The sequence below is a fragment of the Microcoleus sp. B4-C2 genome (assembly GCF_036705265.1).
Classification (GTDB): domain Bacteria; phylum Cyanobacteriota; class Cyanobacteriia; order Cyanobacteriales; family Microcoleaceae; genus Microcoleus.
Genome location: NZ_JAUBUB010000025.1, coordinates 1 through 17,861 on the forward strand (window position 1 = coordinate 1; position 17,861 = coordinate 17,861).

The 17,861-nt window shown below is 45.2% G+C and carries 9 protein-coding genes; all 9 read right to left on the minus strand.

The window, feature by feature from the left end:
- Positions 1-81 precede the first annotated feature (81 nt).
- Positions 82-597, minus strand: a complete 516-nt coding sequence (locus QUB20_RS10405; protein ID WP_333245954.1) for a DUF1499 domain-containing protein — start codon at positions 595-597, stop codon at positions 82-84.
- A 68-nt stretch (positions 598-665) separates the two neighbouring features.
- On the minus strand, positions 666-2,324 hold the full coding sequence (locus tag QUB20_RS10410) for an adenylate/guanylate cyclase domain-containing protein (protein WP_333245956.1): 1,659 nt from the start codon (positions 2,322-2,324) through the stop codon (positions 666-668).
- On the minus strand, positions 2,299-4,857 hold the full coding sequence (locus QUB20_RS10415) for a response regulator (protein WP_333245958.1): 2,559 nt from the start codon (positions 4,855-4,857) through the stop codon (positions 2,299-2,301). The genes QUB20_RS10410 and QUB20_RS10415 overlap by 26 nt, the downstream gene beginning before the upstream one ends.
- Entirely contained in the window at positions 4,854-5,246 is a 393-nt protein-coding gene (locus tag QUB20_RS10420; protein WP_333245960.1) for a response regulator, read from the minus strand. Before QUB20_RS10420 ends, QUB20_RS10415 begins: the two co-directional genes overlap by 4 nt.
- A 361-nt stretch (positions 5,247-5,607) precedes the next feature.
- The gene (locus QUB20_RS10425; protein WP_333245962.1) at positions 5,608-7,032 is read right to left on the minus strand and encodes a response regulator; all 1,425 of its coding nucleotides are present in this window, start codon (positions 7,030-7,032) and stop codon (positions 5,608-5,610) included.
- 7 nt (positions 7,033-7,039) lie between these two features.
- Positions 7,040-10,984, minus strand: coding sequence for a PAS domain S-box protein (locus QUB20_RS10430; RefSeq protein WP_333245964.1), 3,945 nt, complete (start codon positions 10,982-10,984; stop codon positions 7,040-7,042).
- 154 nt (positions 10,985-11,138) lie between these two features.
- Positions 11,139-11,321, minus strand: coding sequence for a hypothetical protein (locus QUB20_RS10435; RefSeq protein WP_333291330.1), 183 nt, complete (start codon positions 11,319-11,321; stop codon positions 11,139-11,141).
- 438 nt (positions 11,322-11,759) lie between these two features.
- Positions 11,760-14,501: a family 10 glycosylhydrolase gene (locus QUB20_RS10440; RefSeq protein WP_445299391.1), complete on the minus strand. Its 2,742-nt coding sequence runs from the start codon at positions 14,499-14,501 to the stop codon at positions 11,760-11,762.
- 619 nt (positions 14,502-15,120) lie between these two features.
- A complete protein-coding gene (locus QUB20_RS10445) occupies positions 15,121-17,859 on the minus strand; it encodes a DEAD/DEAH box helicase (protein ID WP_333245969.1) in 2,739 nt (912 codons plus the stop codon).
- Positions 17,860-17,861 lie beyond the last annotated feature (2 nt).

The window sequence follows — 17,861 nt, forward strand, 5'->3', positions numbered from 1 at the left end:
GAAGAAATCAGTTCACTATCTTCTTACACTTTCATTCTTGAAGCTTTATTCTATGCAGCTTCATATTAAATTGGTATAAGTTCAGAGTTGATTGAATTGAGTTCTGATAGTTTCAATCCGTTTGCGGTTAACTCCCAAATCCGACTGTCCCAGACGCGAAGCCGATCGCACATGGATCACTTTCGCTCCATCATCTACCAAAAATTCAACGTCATCAACAAACCCCATCAAAGCACTGGTGAACTCCGCATACAGGTAATTATCAGTTGCCGTGATAATTTTAGTTTTTCCATAGGACTCGATCGCCCCTTTGAGCTTTACCATCGCTTCACTCTGGGACGAAGTGTATGCCAAAGGTTCAATTTTGTGTTCGGCATCTTGACTGAAGCTGCTGACGCAGTTGGGGGAACTCGGGCACGCTGCGAGTTTTCCTGACTGAATCCCGATATTGGCAGGTCTAGTTCCAGCAAACATTGTTTTTTCTCCGGGTATAGCGATAAAAGTAGCGATCGACAGTATCGCTACTGCTAGCAGTGATATTAAAATAACTAGGACTCTTTTCAACGCTGTCGGCGATTTTGTTTCAACTGTTTGCAAAGGATTAGCCCTCCTGAAAGTATAAATGCGGTCTACCTTTCATATTAATTGAAATTTACATCATAAACTTAAAAAGATTTCTTTTGTTCTTCAATTAACCAGTAAGTCAGCATCCTTCCTTTGCCTTTGATCGGGATATGACCCCGTTCTTCCAAAACAAACTGCTCTTTCAAACGCTCGTAAGTCGCCTCCGTCACTTGAATTTTACCAGGCAATCCGTTCGACTCCATGCGTGAAGCAACATTAACAGTATCCCCCCACAAATCATAGCTAAATTTACTAATCCCAATAATTCCAGCCACCACCGAACCGCTGTGAATTCCGAGCCTCAATTGAAAATTTTCTCCCATTTTGGCATTAAACCTCCCCAAAGCTGCCTGCATCTCCAAAGCTAAAAGTGCGATCGCCGAGGAGTGATCCTCCCGCGGCGTCGGCAAACCCCCAACCACCATGTAAGCATCCCCAATCGTCTTAATCTTTTCCAACCCGTGCAATTCAGACAACCTATCGAACTCCGAAAAAATCCCATTCAAAATTTCTACCAACTGCGTCGGACTTTTGTGAGCCGAAAACTCTGTAAAACCCACCAAATCAGCAAACAAGACGCTCACCTCATCAAAATGCTCCGCTATCAACTTTTGCTCTTTTTGCAAACGATCCGCAATAGGTTTCGGTAAAATATTCAGCAGCAATTTCTCTGTTTGCTCTTGCTGCACTTTCAGAGCTGCTTCAGCTTGTTTGCGCTGAATCAACGAACCGAGCTGCGTAGCAACCGCGCTCACTAATTCCAACAAGCGCGGCTGACATTTCAGAACTTTCTCGCGATAAAAAATCAAAATAGCTAACACTTGATTTTCCGCCAAAATTGGCACCCCAAAAGCCGCTTTCAATCCCACACTCAGCGCAATTTTAGCTCTTAAAAAAACTTGTTCCGGTGCAGTAGAAACATCATCTATCCATTCAGACTGCTGCGACTGCCAAATCCTACCCGGAAGTCCCACACCGGGAGCAAAAATCAACTCCCAACTTGTTTGTTGGAATTGGGCAAAACTGGAGTCACTGACGTACCTACCTGTAGCGCATTTTAAAAACCCCTCACTGCAAGGAATCCAAGCTTCGCCCAGATTCCATTCAATAGTTTTGCAAATTAAACCTAAGATCACATCTATAGCCGACTCAAAATCTTCAGATTTGCTAATAGCTTGTGTGGCCTGCAGCAGCAATCTTGTTTCCATTTCCACCTGGTGGCGTTCAGCGATTTCCTGGTGCAACTGGATATTTTGATCGGTCAATTTTTGATTTTTTTCTTGCAATTGCATTTGCAATGAACGCACAGTAAGTTGATTGCTGACTCGTGCCAATACTTCTTTCACCTGAAAAGGTTTAGTTATATAATCCGAGCCGCCCACTTCAAAAGCTTTGGCTTTATTTATTCCTTCTTCTAGCGCGCTCAGAAAAATGATGGGAATTTCCCGAAATTGCGATTGGGATTTTAATTTTTTACATAGTTCGTACCCGTCAATATCCGGCATCATAATATCGAGTAAAATCAAATCTGGCGCGCTAGATTGAATAGCATCTAACGCCGAAAAACCATTAGTAACTGGTCGAACTTTATAGCCATTTTTTTGCAAAATTCTTATCAACAAACGCAGATTATCTGGTGTATCGTCAACTACTAAAATATCCGCTTGATAGTTTTCAGTTTGTTCCGCCTTCATCTGCATTATCTGATTCCTCCGCCTCGGCAATTAAATTGAGAATTTTCTGGTAATCAAAATTATCGAGATGACCCTGGAGGATTTCCGCCAATTCAGGATGAGGCCTCCTTATTTCGTCGATTGTCCTGACAATTAAGTCAAAATCAGCACTGCGGATTACCTGCTTCATGTTGTCTATCCATTCTGCGGGAAGTATGGGTAAATAAGCAAGCGCAGCATTAGAGAGCGAGTCAGATAAATTATTTGGATCGCCTATTGAGATAAAGTCCGTTGAGTTAGAGTAGAGATACCTCACCCCCAAATGTTTGGTGATGGCATCAAATATATCGGTTTTGCGGAAAGGTTTGCTAATAAAATCGTCGCAGCCGACCAATAAAGCAAACGCTTGCCTTCCTTCAATTGTACTAGCTGTCAAAGCAATAATCTTCGGAATCGGGGATTCGGGATCGGAAATATTCATTTCCCCCTCTTGCTCTCTCTGCTTGATTCTAGTCTTAATTTGTTTAGTAGCTTCGTAGCCGTCCATCACTGGCATTCGCACATCCATCAAAATTAAGTGCGGATGCCAATTTTCCCACATTTCTATTGCTTCCTGGCCGTTGGTGGCTTCTTCCACCCCGAAACCTAAAGGAGAAAGCATTTTGACTAAAAGTTGGCGGTTGTCTTCGCGATCGTCCACAATTAAAATCCGGTAGCACGGTTGATTGGGTTCCAAACCACTCACTTCGCGGTTAAGTTCCGGATCTGGAAGCTCAGCAGCATCAACTGCACCCACTGGAATTTCAAATTTAAAAGTAGTGCCGAGTTCCAGTTGACTTTCTACGACAATTTCGCCTCCCATCAGGCGGACAAATTGACGACTGATCTTCAATCCTAAACCCGTGCCTTTCTGATTTTTTTGACCGGAAGCTGTTTGCACAAAAGCATTAAAAATGCTGCCCAATTCTTCAGGAGCAATGCCAACTCCTGTATCTTCAATTTCAAATAGAAGAAAAAAACCAGGCACAGTTGAACCCTCAGCCTCATCGCTCCATTCAACCTTTGCAAAATCACTGCTAGTTCTCGAAAATTCCCGAATACTTCTTGTGGTATCAAAGCAAGCTGTAGAACTATCCAGTAAATCCAGAAAACCCGATTTTTCTAACTTGATAACTCTTAAGATGATTTCGCCTGTTTGGGTAAACTTAATCGCATTACTCAGAAGATTAATCAACACTTGCCGCAGTTTAATATCATCGGTTCGCACGTACTGAGGAACGTCAGCATCGCGCTGAAAATGCAACTGCAATTCTTGATTATGTACCCGCAGTTGAAACATATCTTGCAAATCGTCAAGCAAGCGGTAGATGTCGAAGTTTTTCGGGTTAAGTGTCATCCGCCCCGCTTCGATTTTTGACAAGTCTAAGACTTCATTGATCAAGGTAAGCAAGTGTTCGCCACTACGGCGAATAATTCTCATATTTTCTCGGTTTTCGACAGTAAGATCCGGACTGGGTTCCATGATTTGTGCAAAGCCGAGTATAGAATTGAGAGGGGTGCGTAACTCGTGGCTCATATTGGCGAGAAACGTGCTTTTAGCTTTGTTTGCTGCTTCAGCAGCTAATGCAGCTTGTTGCAATTGTTCTGTACGTTCGTCAATTTGGGCTTCTAAGGTGTGGTGGTAATCTGCTAGTATTTTTTCCGCTTGTTTGCGATCGCTAATATCTTGAAAAGCTGCGATCGCATAAACAATATTTCCGCTAGCGTCAAAAATCGGCGTGGTATTGATCTCGATCGCAATTCTTTTGCCATCTTGACGGATTTCTACATCGTCAACCTTGACAGATTCTCCATTCAGTGCACGCAAAATTGGCAGATTATCCGGCGGATAAAGCTCATCAGTATTGGCAACATACAGTTGATAAGTCGCAGCTAATTGTTCCGCAGTGCTTTCCGGGATAGTGTCTGCACCCAGCAAATCCCGCGCTGTCTGGTTGAAATAGGCGATCGAGCCATCGGGATGATAAACAGATACCCCCACTGGCAAAGCTTCTAAAAATTGACTCAGGCGGCTTTCACTCGCAGACAGCGCCTCATTTGCTAGCTTTAACTCCTCATTTACTTCTTGGCGCTTATGAATTTCATCTGTTAACTTTTGATCTTGCAAATAACTGTGAACTGCTTCTACTACCGTTAACTTTAAGTCTTCATTTTGCCAAGGTTTAGGAATATAACGGTACAATTTAGCATACTTGATAGCATTGCTCAGGGCTTCCAAATCAGCTTGTCCAGTTAGCATAATAGTCAGCGTCTCCGGCGAGCTTTCGTGAATTTTTCTGAGCAGTTCATCTCCTTTAATATCCGGCATGATATAATCGGAAAGCACCAAAGCAATCTCGTATTCATCTGCCCGCAAATCTGCCAGCAACTCTAAAGCATCAGCCCCCCCTTCAGCGGTTTCAATTATACACCGATCGCCGATCGCCTTTTTCAGTTCAATCTTTAAACTGTTCAAAACGTCAGGTTCATCATCAATACAAACAATCACAGGTTTTTTCATAACTTAGCCAGCCCAGATTTTATAGTTTCTATTAAGTCTTTGCTTTGCCAGGGTTTGTACAAACAACAGTATAAATCTGCTTCTTCTACTGCCCGCTGAACAGCCGATACCTCCGCCTGTCCAGTCAACATCACTTTAATAATTGTAGGATACTTTTGGTGAACTTTGATTAAAAGTTCGTCACCTTTAATTCCCGGCATCAGCCAATCCGAAACAACCACAATCACCTGAGCTTTTTCTTGAAATTCCTCAAGTAAATCTAAAGCTTCATCACCACTTTCAGCTAATTCATAAAAATAATCATTCTTAAATTCATTTTTGAGCTGCATCTTGAGAGTATTCAAGATATCTGGTTCATCGTCAACGCAAATAATTACAGGCTTATTCATCTTTTCCTCTCTGCTTAAATTTTATTAGGTTTATCGATAGGACTTGCTTTTACATTTTTTTACATTATTGATTTCGGGCAAGGAAGCAGGATATCTGTCCCCTATCTTATTTTAATAGGACTTCCGAAGATTAACCCGGTTTATTGTAATAAATCTTGTATTTCTCAGCGAGACAGCGACGAGAGTCAATCGATTTTAGATTTTAGATTGCAGATTAAAGAATTGAAGCCTTGACCCCACGGATAAATTCGGGCGCGCCTTTATCCGATACAAGTTTTTTATTTCTGGACGGGTGAATTCGGGGGCTGGCATCCTGGATGTTTTCGGTCAGAGGGAATCAGCTCCTACAGGTAAGTTTTGTTTAATAAATTGGCAGCGAGACTGTAAAAGTTGTCTGCCCCGGTACAGAATCAACAGCAATTGTGCCTTCGTGTTTTTCCACAATTTTTCTCACAATATCCAATCCCAAACCGCTACCTTCGCCCGCAGATTTTGTCGTAAAAAATGGCTGAAAAATTTTGGGAATAACTTCTGAGGGAATACCTTTGCCGTTATCAGTAAACTTAAGTAAAATATTCGCCCCTTGCTGCCCAGTTTCAATCGTCAAAACACCTTTATAATCCATTGCTTGCAGGGCATTATGAACGAGATTCGTCCAAACTTGATTTAAGTCATCGGGATAGCACATAATTTCGGGTAAATCTCCATAATTTTTCACTACTTCTATACCGTGTTTTAGTTGATTTTGATAAAGGGTTAACACCGTTTCAATGCCATCATGTAAGTTCGCCTGGACTTTTTCTGGTTTGCTATCAAAATGAGCGTAGGTTTTTAAGGCAAATACTACTTTTCCCGACTTCGCTGTGGCTCTTTGGATCAGGCTAATACTTTTTTTAAAGCTCGCAAACTGGTAAGCACTATTTAAAACTACTTCCCAATCCGGCGATTTGAAAAGTGGCAAGAACTCTTCTATATTTTCGTAGATTTCCATGTCAACTAAAGTATCCGCAATTTCCTCGGAGTTTTCAACAGATTCTGCCATCATGTCCGCAGTCAACTGCTGCTTAAACTTGCGTTTTTCTCTACTTGTGAATAAAATTTCTTGATGGGTTGCTCTGTACATTAAAGCTAAAAAATAAGCTTTGCTTTCGTCAGAAAGTTTTTGATAAATTTCCTGAAATTTCTCTAAAAAATCGTCTGAAAAATTAGCTATATTATTAATAGACGAACCTATAATACCCAAGGGGGTATTGATTTCGTGAGCAATGCCGGCAATCAGTTGTCCCAGGGCTGCCATTCTTTCCGATTGAATCAAATGCTCTTGGGTGGCTTGCAGTTGGTGGATTGCCGTTGCTAAATCTTGATTTTTTTCTTGCAAAGTTTGTTGCAGCGAACAGATTTTTAAATGAGTTTCTATCCGGGCTAAAACTTCTTCAACCTGAAACGGTTTAGTAATAAAGTCAACTCCGCCAACTGCAAAAGCTTTAACTTTATCCAGCACGTCATTAATCGCACTAATAAAAATAACAGGAATGTCTTTGGTAATTTCAGAAGCTTTGAGTTGCTGGCAAACTTGATAGCCGTCCATTTCCGGCATCATAATATCCAGCAGCACTAAATCCGGAGGTATTTTTTGAGCAGCAGACAATGCTAGCTTGCCATTGGGTACGGGGCGAACTTGATAGCCTTTTTCGCTCAAAATTCCTGCCAGCAGCCGCAGGTTTTCTGGGGTATCGTCTACTACTAAAATATTAGCTCGATTGGTTTTAGGTATAGTTAAAGTCATCGGGTCTTTACTGTTTCTCGCTGAGTTCGATTATGTTCAAAATTCTGTCATATTCAAAATTATTAATGCAATCTTGAAGCTTGGCCGCAAGAGAGGGATTGACAGTGCCGATTTGTGCGATCGAACTGGCGATCGCCTCCATGTCCACACTCAAAATACTTTGCTTGAATTGGGCCATCCAATCTGGAGAAAGAGAGGCGAAAGCCTCCGGTATCAGCACCTCCTGACTTGACTCCTCTACACCTGTGGCACTTACTGCAGTTGGATCTTCATAAATATAGCGTACTCCTAAATGTTTCCCCATTGCCACAAAGATATCCTCCTCTCGGAACGGTTTCCGCATAAAATCATCGCAACCCGCCGAAAGAATCACCGCCCGTTCTTCCTCCAAAACGCTAGCAGTTAGGGCCACAATCGCCGTTGCTTGCCCCCCAGTTGTAGTTTTAATCTGTTTCGTTGCCTCATAGCCGTCCATCACAGGCATTCTCATGTCCATCCAAATCAGATGCGGTTCCCACTCCCTAAAAATATCAACCGCTTCTTTACCATTATTCGCTTCTCTCAACTCAAATCCGAGTGGACTGAGAAGTTTTACTAACAGTTGGCGGTTCAAAGGTTTGTCGTCCACAATTAGCAAGCGATAACTCGGTTGATTTGGTTCCAGGGCAACAACTCGACGTTGAGTTTTTTTGCTTTCAATATCACTAGCTTCAACCAAATGAACTTGGATATCAAACTGAAATAATGCACCATTTCCGATCTCGCTGCTAACCGTAATTTCACCTCCCATTAATTGCACGAACTGGCGGCTAATAGCTAAACCTAAACCCGTTCCTTCCTGAGAATCTTTACCTGTTTTCGTCTGCACGAATGCTTCAAATAACTGATTGATTTCCTCAGCAGCAATGCCTGCACCAGTATCTTGAACTTCAAAATGCAGCCAGTAGTGGCCGGGCAATTGGTCAGTGCTGTTTTTATGTATATTCCGCCTTCCTGCTTTGACTTGCATCGACACTCCCCCTTCTGAAGTAAATTTAATTGCATTATTGAGCAAATTAATTAAGACTTGCCGCAATTTAACTTCATCAGTACAAATGTAATGGGGAACTTCTGCATCCCTGTCGAATATTAATTGCAAACCTTTTTGCTCAGCTTTGAGAGCAAACATATCTTCTAAATCGTCGATTAATTGGTACAAATCGAAGCTTTTTGAATTAATAGTAGTGCGTCCGGCTTCAATTTTTGATAAGTCTAAAACTTGGTTAATTAAAGTCAGTAAATGTTCGCCACTCCGCAGGATAATTCCGACATCTTCTTGATTTTCCTGAGACAAAGTTTTACTGCGAAGCATGACTTGAGCAAAACCGATGACCGCGTTCAGGGGCGATCGCAATTCGTGGCTCATATTGGCGAGAAAGGTACTCTTCGCTTTGTTTGCTGCTTCGGCCGCTTCTTTCGCCTGCTGCATTTTGATTTCCGCTTGTTTGTTATCAGTAATGTCTTTAATAAAACCTTCGTAGTAAAGCAGATTTCCTGCTTCATCGCAGACAGCGCGACAATTTTCCGAAATCCAGATTATGCTGCCATCTTTGCGGTAAATTTCCGATTCAAAGTTTGATAGTATTCCGTCCTCGTTCATCAGCGCAGCAAATTCATCGCGGCGGTTGGGTTTCACATAAAGCTGGTTATTGAAATTCGGCTGTACTGCTATTAATTCTGCAGGCGATTCGTAACCGTAGATGTTAGCTAAAGCGGGGTTAGCGCTGATGTATTTCCCGTCAATAGCAGTTTGAAAAATTCCATTCAAAGCATTTTCATAAATATTGCGGTACTTTTCTTCTGCTTCCCGGAGTGCAGTTTCGGCTTTTTGGCGCTCGGTAATATCGCTAGAAATCGACAAAAAACAAGCTTCTCCCTCAATATCGATGGTTTCTATAGACAGTAGTGCCGTTCTTTCTGTACCATTTTTATTGCGAAACCTCAGCTCATAATTGTGAAGAGCCGTCTTATTTTTCAACATTTGAATCATGCGATCGCGCTCTCCCAAACTCGCCCAGAAATTGAGTTCTACCGCAGTTTTGCCAATTATTTCTTCGTGACTGTACCCCATCATCCGACAAAAGCTTTCATTGGCTTCTATGTGACGACCATCGCTGATTCTAGTCAGGGTAATCGCATTAGGGCTTAAACGGAAAGCTTTAGAAAACTTTTCTTGTGCTTTGGCAAAATCGGCGGTACGTTCGGCAACTTGCACTGCTAAATTGTCGTTGTATTCCTTTAATACTTTCTCCGCTAGTTTGCGTTCTGTAATATCTTGAAAAGCGCACATCCCGTAGATAACATTTCCTTGAGCGTCATAAATAGGAGTTCCCCAAACTTGCAGGGGAACAGTTTTGTCAGTCGAGGTGATTTCAAGGTCATCAACAGTTACACTCTTACCCTGCAAAGCATTTAAAATTGGGTCGCGTTCCGCCGGGTAAATTTCCTGAGTCCCAGCTAAATAAACTCGGTAGGATTGACGTAAAGTTTCGGAATCGGCTGGTACAATTCCTTGAGCTAACAATTGCTCTCCAGTAGGATTAATGTAGTGAGGTTGACCGTTGGGATCGGCAATAAAAATTCCTAGCGGTACTGCATTTAAAAATTGTTTTACTCGGTTTTCGCTTTCCGAGAGAGAAGTAAATGAATGCTGCAATTGCTCTGCCATGCTGTTAAAAGCAGTGGCAAGTTCTCCGAGTTCATCTTCGCGATTCAGAGTGAGCTTTGTATCCCATTCATTCCGCGCCAAAGCTTTCGCGGCAGCATTCAATCTTAAAATCGGCTGAATTACCCATTTAGCAGTAAGAATTCCCAGAATTGTCGCCCCCATCAATGCTGCAAGCGACAGTAAAAAAGTGGTGCGCGTGTTGAGGTTAATTTGCTCCATAAAGTCAGACTCTGGCACAACTACGACAATCAGCCAATCCAACCCTCGATCGTCTTTAAAAGGAGCTACCTGAATAAAATTTCGCTGGCCATCAACATCAAAAGTAAGTTGTTGAGAATTATTGATTTTAGCTAAGCTATCGTAGGATTTATCTAAATGTTGTGCAGTTTGGCGAATTACCGGATTTTCGCTTTCTGAAGCTTTAATGCGCCTTGTTTCTTTACCTTCCACCACGAATTCTGGACTCGCCGTAGAAGTAGCAATTAACATCCCCGATCGCTCCATGACAAAAGTTTGTCCTGATTTGCCAATTTTGAGGCTAACGAGAAATTCTTTGATTCGGGAAAACAGCAAATCGCTGCCCGCTACGCCTAACAATTTGCCAGCGTCGTCGTAGATAGGCAAAGCAGCAGTAATTGCCAGTTCCCTAGTCAAAAAATCTGTATAAATTGGAGTCCAAATAGGTTTTTTTGCCGCAGCCGCTGCTATGTACCAAGGGCGAGTTCGCGGGTCATAAATATCGGGTGAAATTTGCACTAATTGAACGCGGTTTCCCTGAGAGTCCGCAGTATATCGAGCTAATTTATTGTCAGTAGAGCTGTCAGCAGCAGATATCAAAATCCCATCTTTAGTGCGGATTGCTCCAGAGTGTTCTCCATTTTCTTTGCCTGTGTAAATGATGCTGATAGAATCAAAATATTGAATTTGTTCTAGAAAATGATGTTCTAGTTTTTGCTTTTCTTCTAGGTTCAATTGCCCCAGTTTTATGCCTTGAAGGTTCAGGTAATTTACAATGTGGGGAGTTGACATATAATGTTCCATGCGGTCTTTGATGCGATCGCTAATTTCTCCCCGCAACTGAGCAGCAACATCGTTGACTGCCCGCTGACCGTTTTGGAAAGATAGCCAACCTACAACTCCTACCGTGCCGACAATTTGCACTAAAAAAGGAACCACTAGCACCGTTTGTAATGGAACTTTGCCGATAAATTTTGTAGCTAAACGATTGAGGGGTTTAGGAAACATATTCATCCTAAAAGTAGTGAAAATGGGCATTTTAAATTAGTAGATGTTAAAATCTTGGGTCGAGAGACGAGCGAGGAATATAAAATCCGGTTAATCACTCATCGTCAAATTGTTTTAACTGGACCTTTAAGAGTTTTGAGGACTTCCGTCCTCACTAAGTAGGTGCAAACTTATATCTGGCACCATTCTCAATTAGCCTTTTAGGAACAGGCTTTTCGGCCTGTTCCACAAGAAAATTTATCTTTTGTGGAACGGGCCCCAGAGCCCGTTCTTGAGAATGGTGCAAGATGTGAGTGCAAATAAACATTACATGGTTCGGGCGGGTGAGAGGACTCATCTACTCGCTGTGATCGTGGATCTTAGCTCAATCCTCCCTGATAAGATACTATGGTTATTTTGTGATGACCTACTTAGGATCGCGAATTAAATAATTGACACTCTTGAAAGTGGGGAGTAGAGGTTGGGCGTCCCGCCCGCCCTTTATGGACGGGCGGGACGCCCATCCCACAAGAACCATGACGCATTGTAAGTTATTTAATTCTCATTCCTTACAAACTTACAGTTCGCGATCGCACTCCGACCCAAGACAGCGGGTTTCGGCTTCGCTCAACCACCGGGTTTTTTACTGCATCTGCGGGATTGAACGAAGTATGACTGTGAAAAAAACAAGGTGAGGATTACCCGTGGATCGCGAACTAACTTAATTAGAGTACGATCGCCCAAATGTTAGCACGATCGCACTATCCAGAGCAGCAAACACCCAAAAAATCTGTATTTACCTGCGATTCAACTCCATCCTTTCGCCGTAACGTAAAAGCATATCCAAACTCTCCAAACGATTCTGCCAAGTTTGTACCTGATAGCTATTTTCCGCAGAATGCAAGCGCATCGAAGATTGAAACTGAGATTGAAAACTCCCCAACAATCTTTTAGCAGTTGCTAAACTTTCTCTAGAAGGATTTGCCGCCAACTTGCTCAAAGCTTGCGCCAATTCATCCGCTCGACTTTGCAAAACCTTCAGTTCAGATTCCGACACCCGCAACTCATTGTTAGCTAACAAAAAACTCCATTCCTGCTTGAGAGCAGTATACCGCGAAGCCGCCGCTGCAAACGGCTGTCGGTAAGGAATGGGCTCTGCAGCAGAAGTAGAACGCACTGGCGGGCCTTGAGTGCGGTTAAAAAACCCCTGCATCGCGCTGCTGATACTTTCCACAGCAAAAATAGCATAGCCCCCAGTCGGCAAATCGCGCAAAGCTTGAATTTGGTCGATCGCCACAACTTCCGGGAGAGTCAACAACTTAACCGAGGGAGAAATCAAAGCCGAACCCAGAATTTGTTCATTTACCAACGGTTCAGTGATGCGTTGAAGTCGGTTCGTATCCAAAGCATAAGTCATCGGCACAATCAAATCTACAATGCCCTGACGAGCCCAAACTTCCCAATTTTGCTGAATTTTGTAAATCCGCTGACTTTCCGGGTGCGGAAACACTGCAACCGACAGAATTGTGCGCGGATAATTCTGCCGCAAAAGCTGAGAAACTTCAGCTACAAAACTATTAATTTGATTAGTTTTAAACTCAACCCACTGCCGCCACAAACTGCCGTTTCTGGGGGAAATATTCACCGGGTCTGCACCAGTCAACTGCCTAAATTGCTGCCTCGCAGCAATACCGTAACCGTAAGTAAAATTCGCATTATCATCTTGAAAAGGATAGCGAATATAGTCTAATTGCACCCCATCCACTTTGTAGTTATTGGCAATTTCGCTGATAATTCGCAGCAAATAATTCCGCGCTTCCGGGTTTGCCGGATCGAGATAAGATTTACCGTCGTTAGGATTTTGCGTGCGTCCTTTATTGTCAAGATTTGCCCACTGTGGATAAGCGGAAAGCACCGGGCCTAGATAAGAACTCGGCTTGCCAATTAAAGTATTGTGGCGCTTATTTCCTGTGGCAAAAACCCAGACCCAAGCGTGCAGTTCCATGCCTCGCTCGTGGGCTAATTTAACAGCAGATGCCAGCGGGTCCCAGCCAACAGTCAGGGGGTTTTGTTGCGGTGCAACTTGACTGGGATAAATGGTATATCCGGCATTCAATGTTTCAAAGAAAACAGTATTGATACCGGCGGCGGCGAGTCGATCGAACACTGCAGCCAAACCCTGTTCCGATCGTGCTGCGACGATCGTCCCGCGATCGAGCCAAACCGCCCGAATTTCCGCCCCAACCCGCTGTCCTTCCTTCGGGTAATTTTCCCACAGCAACTGTCGCGCTTCCACCCACTGCTTTCTCGCCTCCGCGTAGTTTTGCTGTTGCAGGAGTTGGTCGAAAGTTTGCAAAACCTGCCGCGCTTGGGCGATCGCCCGCCCCCTGATCGCTTGCAGAACAGGGGGGCGACTGGCTGCTGGGCCGCCTCCGCCCTGTTCTGCAGCCAGCAGTTGAGGGGAGGTAGCAGCATTGAGATTGATGGCGGTATTGGCTGAATTAGATGCTGTCAGGGCGCTTTCAAACCGGCCGAGGAGGTTGGTGAGTTCTTGGCGCATCAAGTACGCTTCAATGCTGACGATCGGCTTATTGGAATTGGGCTGCACGTCCAAACCCGCCGGCGCCGACTGATCCGAAGGGTCTGTAAAAGTTGCAGGTACTGAATCGGGAAGCGAGCCAGAGGGAGAAAGTCGGCTCAGCGGGGTAGTACGCGGCAAACTAGGGCTGTTTCTAGTGACTCTGGAGGGGGGGGTTGGCAGTGGGGTCGCGGCAGCAGTGGGCGGCGCGGAGGGCCCAGAAGCGATTGTGCCTCCCCAGCGGGCGATCGAGGCTTGGAGCCAAGCCTTATCTACATTTGCCGAACCGTCGCTACCCCAACGCCAGCCGAGGTAGGTAGCGCGATCCGTGGCGATGGCTGCGGAGGAACCGGAACTATCTTTCCAAGTAGCAATAGTTTGACTGTTTGCATCAGCCGGAATCAAGACACCGCCTTGGACTGAGGCATTTTTTTGTTCGGGTGGCACCCAATTGCTAGAAGTAGTGCAAGCCAGATCCCGACAGCGGCTGCGCGGTTGCGGAGTCGCCGGTTGGGTTAACGGAAAAGCCCAATAGGCCCCAAGGAGCGATCGCAAAGATTGGCGCACCAAGGCTGGGGAACTGCGGCCGACGGGGCCCGAAGCAATCAAGCGGCCGCCCTGGGATGCCCAAGCTTCTAAAACTTTAATTTGTGCGGGACTCAAAGTTTCAATGTTGGGCAAAAACAGCACGTTAACGCCTGTTAAATCCCCCAAATTTTTGATTTCTTCGAGATTAATTGGTTTGTAAGCAATGCCACTTTCCCAGAGGCGCGTGGTAATCTTTACCCAGTCGGGAGAATTCTCGGAACTGCGAACTACGCCCAGAACTACTTCTGCGAAACTCGGAGAGGGAAAGAGGATGAAGAGATTGAGTAATGTACTCGCTAGAGTGCCAATTAGGACTCTTTGCAAGAAAGTGAAAAAGCGAATTTTTTGAACCTGGGAGAAGGCATCAGGCATTTGATCGGGCTTTTTGATTTGTTGCATCATAAATATGAGAATTACCCAGCGCACCGTTTCGGAAAATTTCAATAACAATTAAGATCGATCGAGCGATTTTAGATTTTAGATTTTAGATTTTAGATTTTAGATTTGGGATTTGGGATTTGGGATTTGGGATTTAAATCTGGGTCTATTCCTCATGACTGTTGACAGTTGACTGTTTGAATATTTGGACATTTGAACAATACCGATGCCACCGGAAACGATTTTAGATTAAAATCTGGGTGCATTTGGGTTGAAAAACCAAAAATACAATTTAGATGCGGGACTGTTGACAGCCCATTGGTGTCAAAAAACACGTTAAACCGATCGTCTCTCTTGTTTGTAGCGAAGTCTAGATCCCCCCTAACCCCCCTTAATAAGGGGGGAACAGGAGTCTGCTCAAAGTCCCCCTTCTTAAGGGGGGGGACAGGAGTCTGCTCAAAGTCAACCCCTACTCCCCTTCTTAAGGGGGATTTAGGGGGATCTAGACTCGGCTACAACCCTGATTTAGACATGGTTTCAGGCTTAACTTGACACTAATGCTTACAGCCAACTGTCAACAGCCAACTGTCAACTGTCAACTGTCAACACTTTTCTAAGTTGCAGCTTCATTCACCGGGAATCTATCGATTAACTGCATCGCCCGACAAGCATTCCTCCGCAGAGAATCCGAAACATGAGGAACATGAGGAATCTGAGACAAGAAATCCAAAGTCCGGCGCAAAATCCGCACCACATCCCCTTCATCCAAACTCGTATGGCTAATCAGTTCCAGCCATTCAACACCCAGAGCCCACTGTTCAACCAAAGTCACTAAATCCCGTTCCAGCCAAATCGGGATTGCAGAATCGTGCTTGCGCTGCACTTGAAACAATCGGCGGCGCAAGCCTTTTTGCAGATTGTCCAAAGGTGCCAAAACTTCTGGCGACAGCGAGTAGTGAGTCCAACTGTCGGGCCTGGAAACTTCTGTAACTAAGGCCGCGCAAGCTGCAGCGAGGTGGTGGGGGTCGAGTTCGTCAAACTCGGCAGACATCAGGGACAAACCCAGCCACAGTTCGTTATCGCCGCGAATGGCGGCGCAAGCTTGACCCAAGATTGTGGGTACTAACCTACCGGAGGAGTCATCTCGGTTTACATTTGCCGAAACTACTCTTTCCAAGCAGCCAAAATTCAGCAAGATGTCGATTAAGTTGAGAAATTCCTCCCAGTAGCGAGCTCTCTGCTTTTCTAAGTCTTCTTCGCTTTTGCGAACTTCTTTTTTCAATTCTTCCCGGCGGCGCTGACGTTTGAGCAAAGTACCGGGATTGCCCCATTCTAGAACCGGGTGAATTTCTAGCTGAGCTTCTAGGGCTGCGATTTTCCGCTGTTGCTCGATCGCCTCTGGGCTCGGTTCTGGTGTGGGCAATTGTGGGATCGATGCAGCAATCGAAGCAGTTTCTTCAGTTCCCAAGCGGCACTGGCCGAGTCTCAGGGGCATTTCCGACGGCGGGTTCAAGGTATCTGCAACGCTCAAGCGGGGTAATTCGGCGTGCAGGCTAGCGACATCGCTAATGGCGACGATATACCAGCGGTTATCTTTGCCCAAGCACACCAAATTTGGTGCTTGGCCAGAACCTGCGATTTTGGCAACCAATACGGCGGGTACAGGAGTTGTGTGCGATCGTTTGGCTGTCGGAACGTGCTTGCCTTTGAGACTCAGAACCGTGCCGAGCACTGCAAAAGCCACAGCTACGGACATTTCCTTAAATCTGGCTTCTTCAGCTTGCTGCAATAGAGTTTTCAGCAAACGTTTGTCTTCTTTGAGTCTGCCCTGCAATTTTTCGTAATGGGCGAGGTTTTTTTCCAGGGTGGAGACATTTCCTCCGGCCGCTAGGGACTGTTCCAGCACCGCTAATTCTGTTTGCAGTCGGTCTAATTCTGATTGCTGGGGCTGCAAGTACAAGGTAGACAGGTATTGACCAAAACTTCGCTCTACCAACTCTTGAGCTTCGTCGAGAGTGTGAGTTTGCAGCAAATTCAGCACCATGCCGTAGCTGGGCGTAAACTGACTGGCGAGGGGGTCGGCTTTGGCTGTTGCCAAATAGGAGGCTTCTTTTGCGCCTTCAAAGCGCGTCTGAACTGCGACCACGTGCCCCAGCTTGTCCATGCCCCGCCGACCCGCCCGACCGGCCATTTGGAGGAATTCTGAAGCGTTTAGCAGTCGGTGTCCCTTGTCGGTGCGCTTGGACAGGGTGGAAATAACTGTGGTGCGGGCGGGCATATTTATCCCGGCTGCTAGGGTTTCGGTGGCAAATACGACTTTAATCAAACCTCTGCCAAAAAGTTCTTCTACTAAACCTTTCCAAGCGGGCAAAATGCCTGCGTGGTGGGCGGCGATGCCTTTTAAAAGTGCTTCTTTTTGACCGAAGCGTTCTGCTTCTGGGTTTCGCTGTAAAAAATCGTCAATGATGCGTTTGAGTTCGGCTGTTTCGGCTTCGTTAACTAGGGAGAAGTTGCCGACTTCTGCGACTGCTTGGTCGCACCCGCGACGGCTGAAGATGAAGTAAATTGCTGGTAGCATATCTCGATCGTCCAACCGGGCCAAAACATCGGTCAAACTCGGAGTGGGGATGCTGCCTCTTTCTACTTTTTGCTGCTTCTTTTTGGGGACTAACCGGGCATTCGCTCTTTTGCCGGTGTCGTCTAGCAGGGGAAATATCCCTTTTTGGTTGGCGAAGTGGAATTGCAGGGGTACTGGCCGAAAGTCTGAGTAGACGAGCTCTGTGGGCCCGTGGACTTTGTTAATCCAGTCTGTGAGTTGGTCGCTATTGGCAACGGTTGCTGAGAGGGCGAGCAGTTGAATTTCGCTCGAACAGTAGATGATGGATTCTTCCCAGACGGTACCACGCTGGCGATCGTTCATGTAGTGACACTCGTCGAGCACGACGGTTTCGACTCCGGTGAGGGAAGTGCCGACTTCTCCGATCGGCGTACCGTAGAGCATATTCCGAAATATTTCGGTAGTCATCACCAAAATCGGCGCATCTCGATTGACGGAGATGTCGCCGGTGAGCAAACCTACGTTGTTGTCTCCAAATTGACTGCGGAAGTCGCGCAGCTTTTGGTTAGAGAGTGCTTTGAGGGGAGTGGTGTAGAAGACGCGCCGCCCTCGGTCGAGTGCTTGATGGATGGCGTATTCGCCGATTAAAGTTTTCCCCGAGCCTGTGGGAGCGCACACGACAACGGATTTACCTGCATCGAGGGCGGCGATCGCCTCTCTCTGAAAGTTATCTAGCTCGAAGGGAAATATGGTCTTCAGATCCAGCTCTGGGCGGTTCTGGGCAGTGTCTGGCACAA

What these genes read in the sequence shown, in the direction of transcription:
- QUB20_RS10425 (WP_333245962.1), bottom strand. Translation starts at nt 7,032, where the DNA reads ATGACTTTAACTATACCTAAAACCAATCGAGCTAATATTTTAGTAGTA.
- QUB20_RS10430 (WP_333245964.1), bottom strand. Translation starts at nt 10,984, where the DNA reads ATGTTTCCTAAACCCCTCAATCGTTTAGCTACAAAATTTATCGGCAAA.
- QUB20_RS10435 (WP_333291330.1), bottom strand. Translation starts at nt 11,321, where the DNA reads ATGAGTCCTCTCACCCGCCCGAACCATGTAATGTTTATTTGCACTCAC.
- QUB20_RS10420 (WP_333245960.1), bottom strand. Translation starts at nt 5,246, where the DNA reads ATGAATAAGCCTGTAATTATTTGCGTTGACGATGAACCAGATATCTTG.
- QUB20_RS10410 (WP_333245956.1), bottom strand. Translation starts at nt 2,324, where the DNA reads ATGCAGATGAAGGCGGAACAAACTGAAAACTATCAAGCGGATATTTTA.
- QUB20_RS10440 (WP_445299391.1), bottom strand. Translation starts at nt 14,501, where the DNA reads ATGCCTGATGCCTTCTCCCAGGTTCAAAAAATTCGCTTTTTCACTTTC.
- QUB20_RS10415 (WP_333245958.1), bottom strand. Translation starts at nt 4,857, where the DNA reads ATGAAAAAACCTGTGATTGTTTGTATTGATGATGAACCTGACGTTTTG.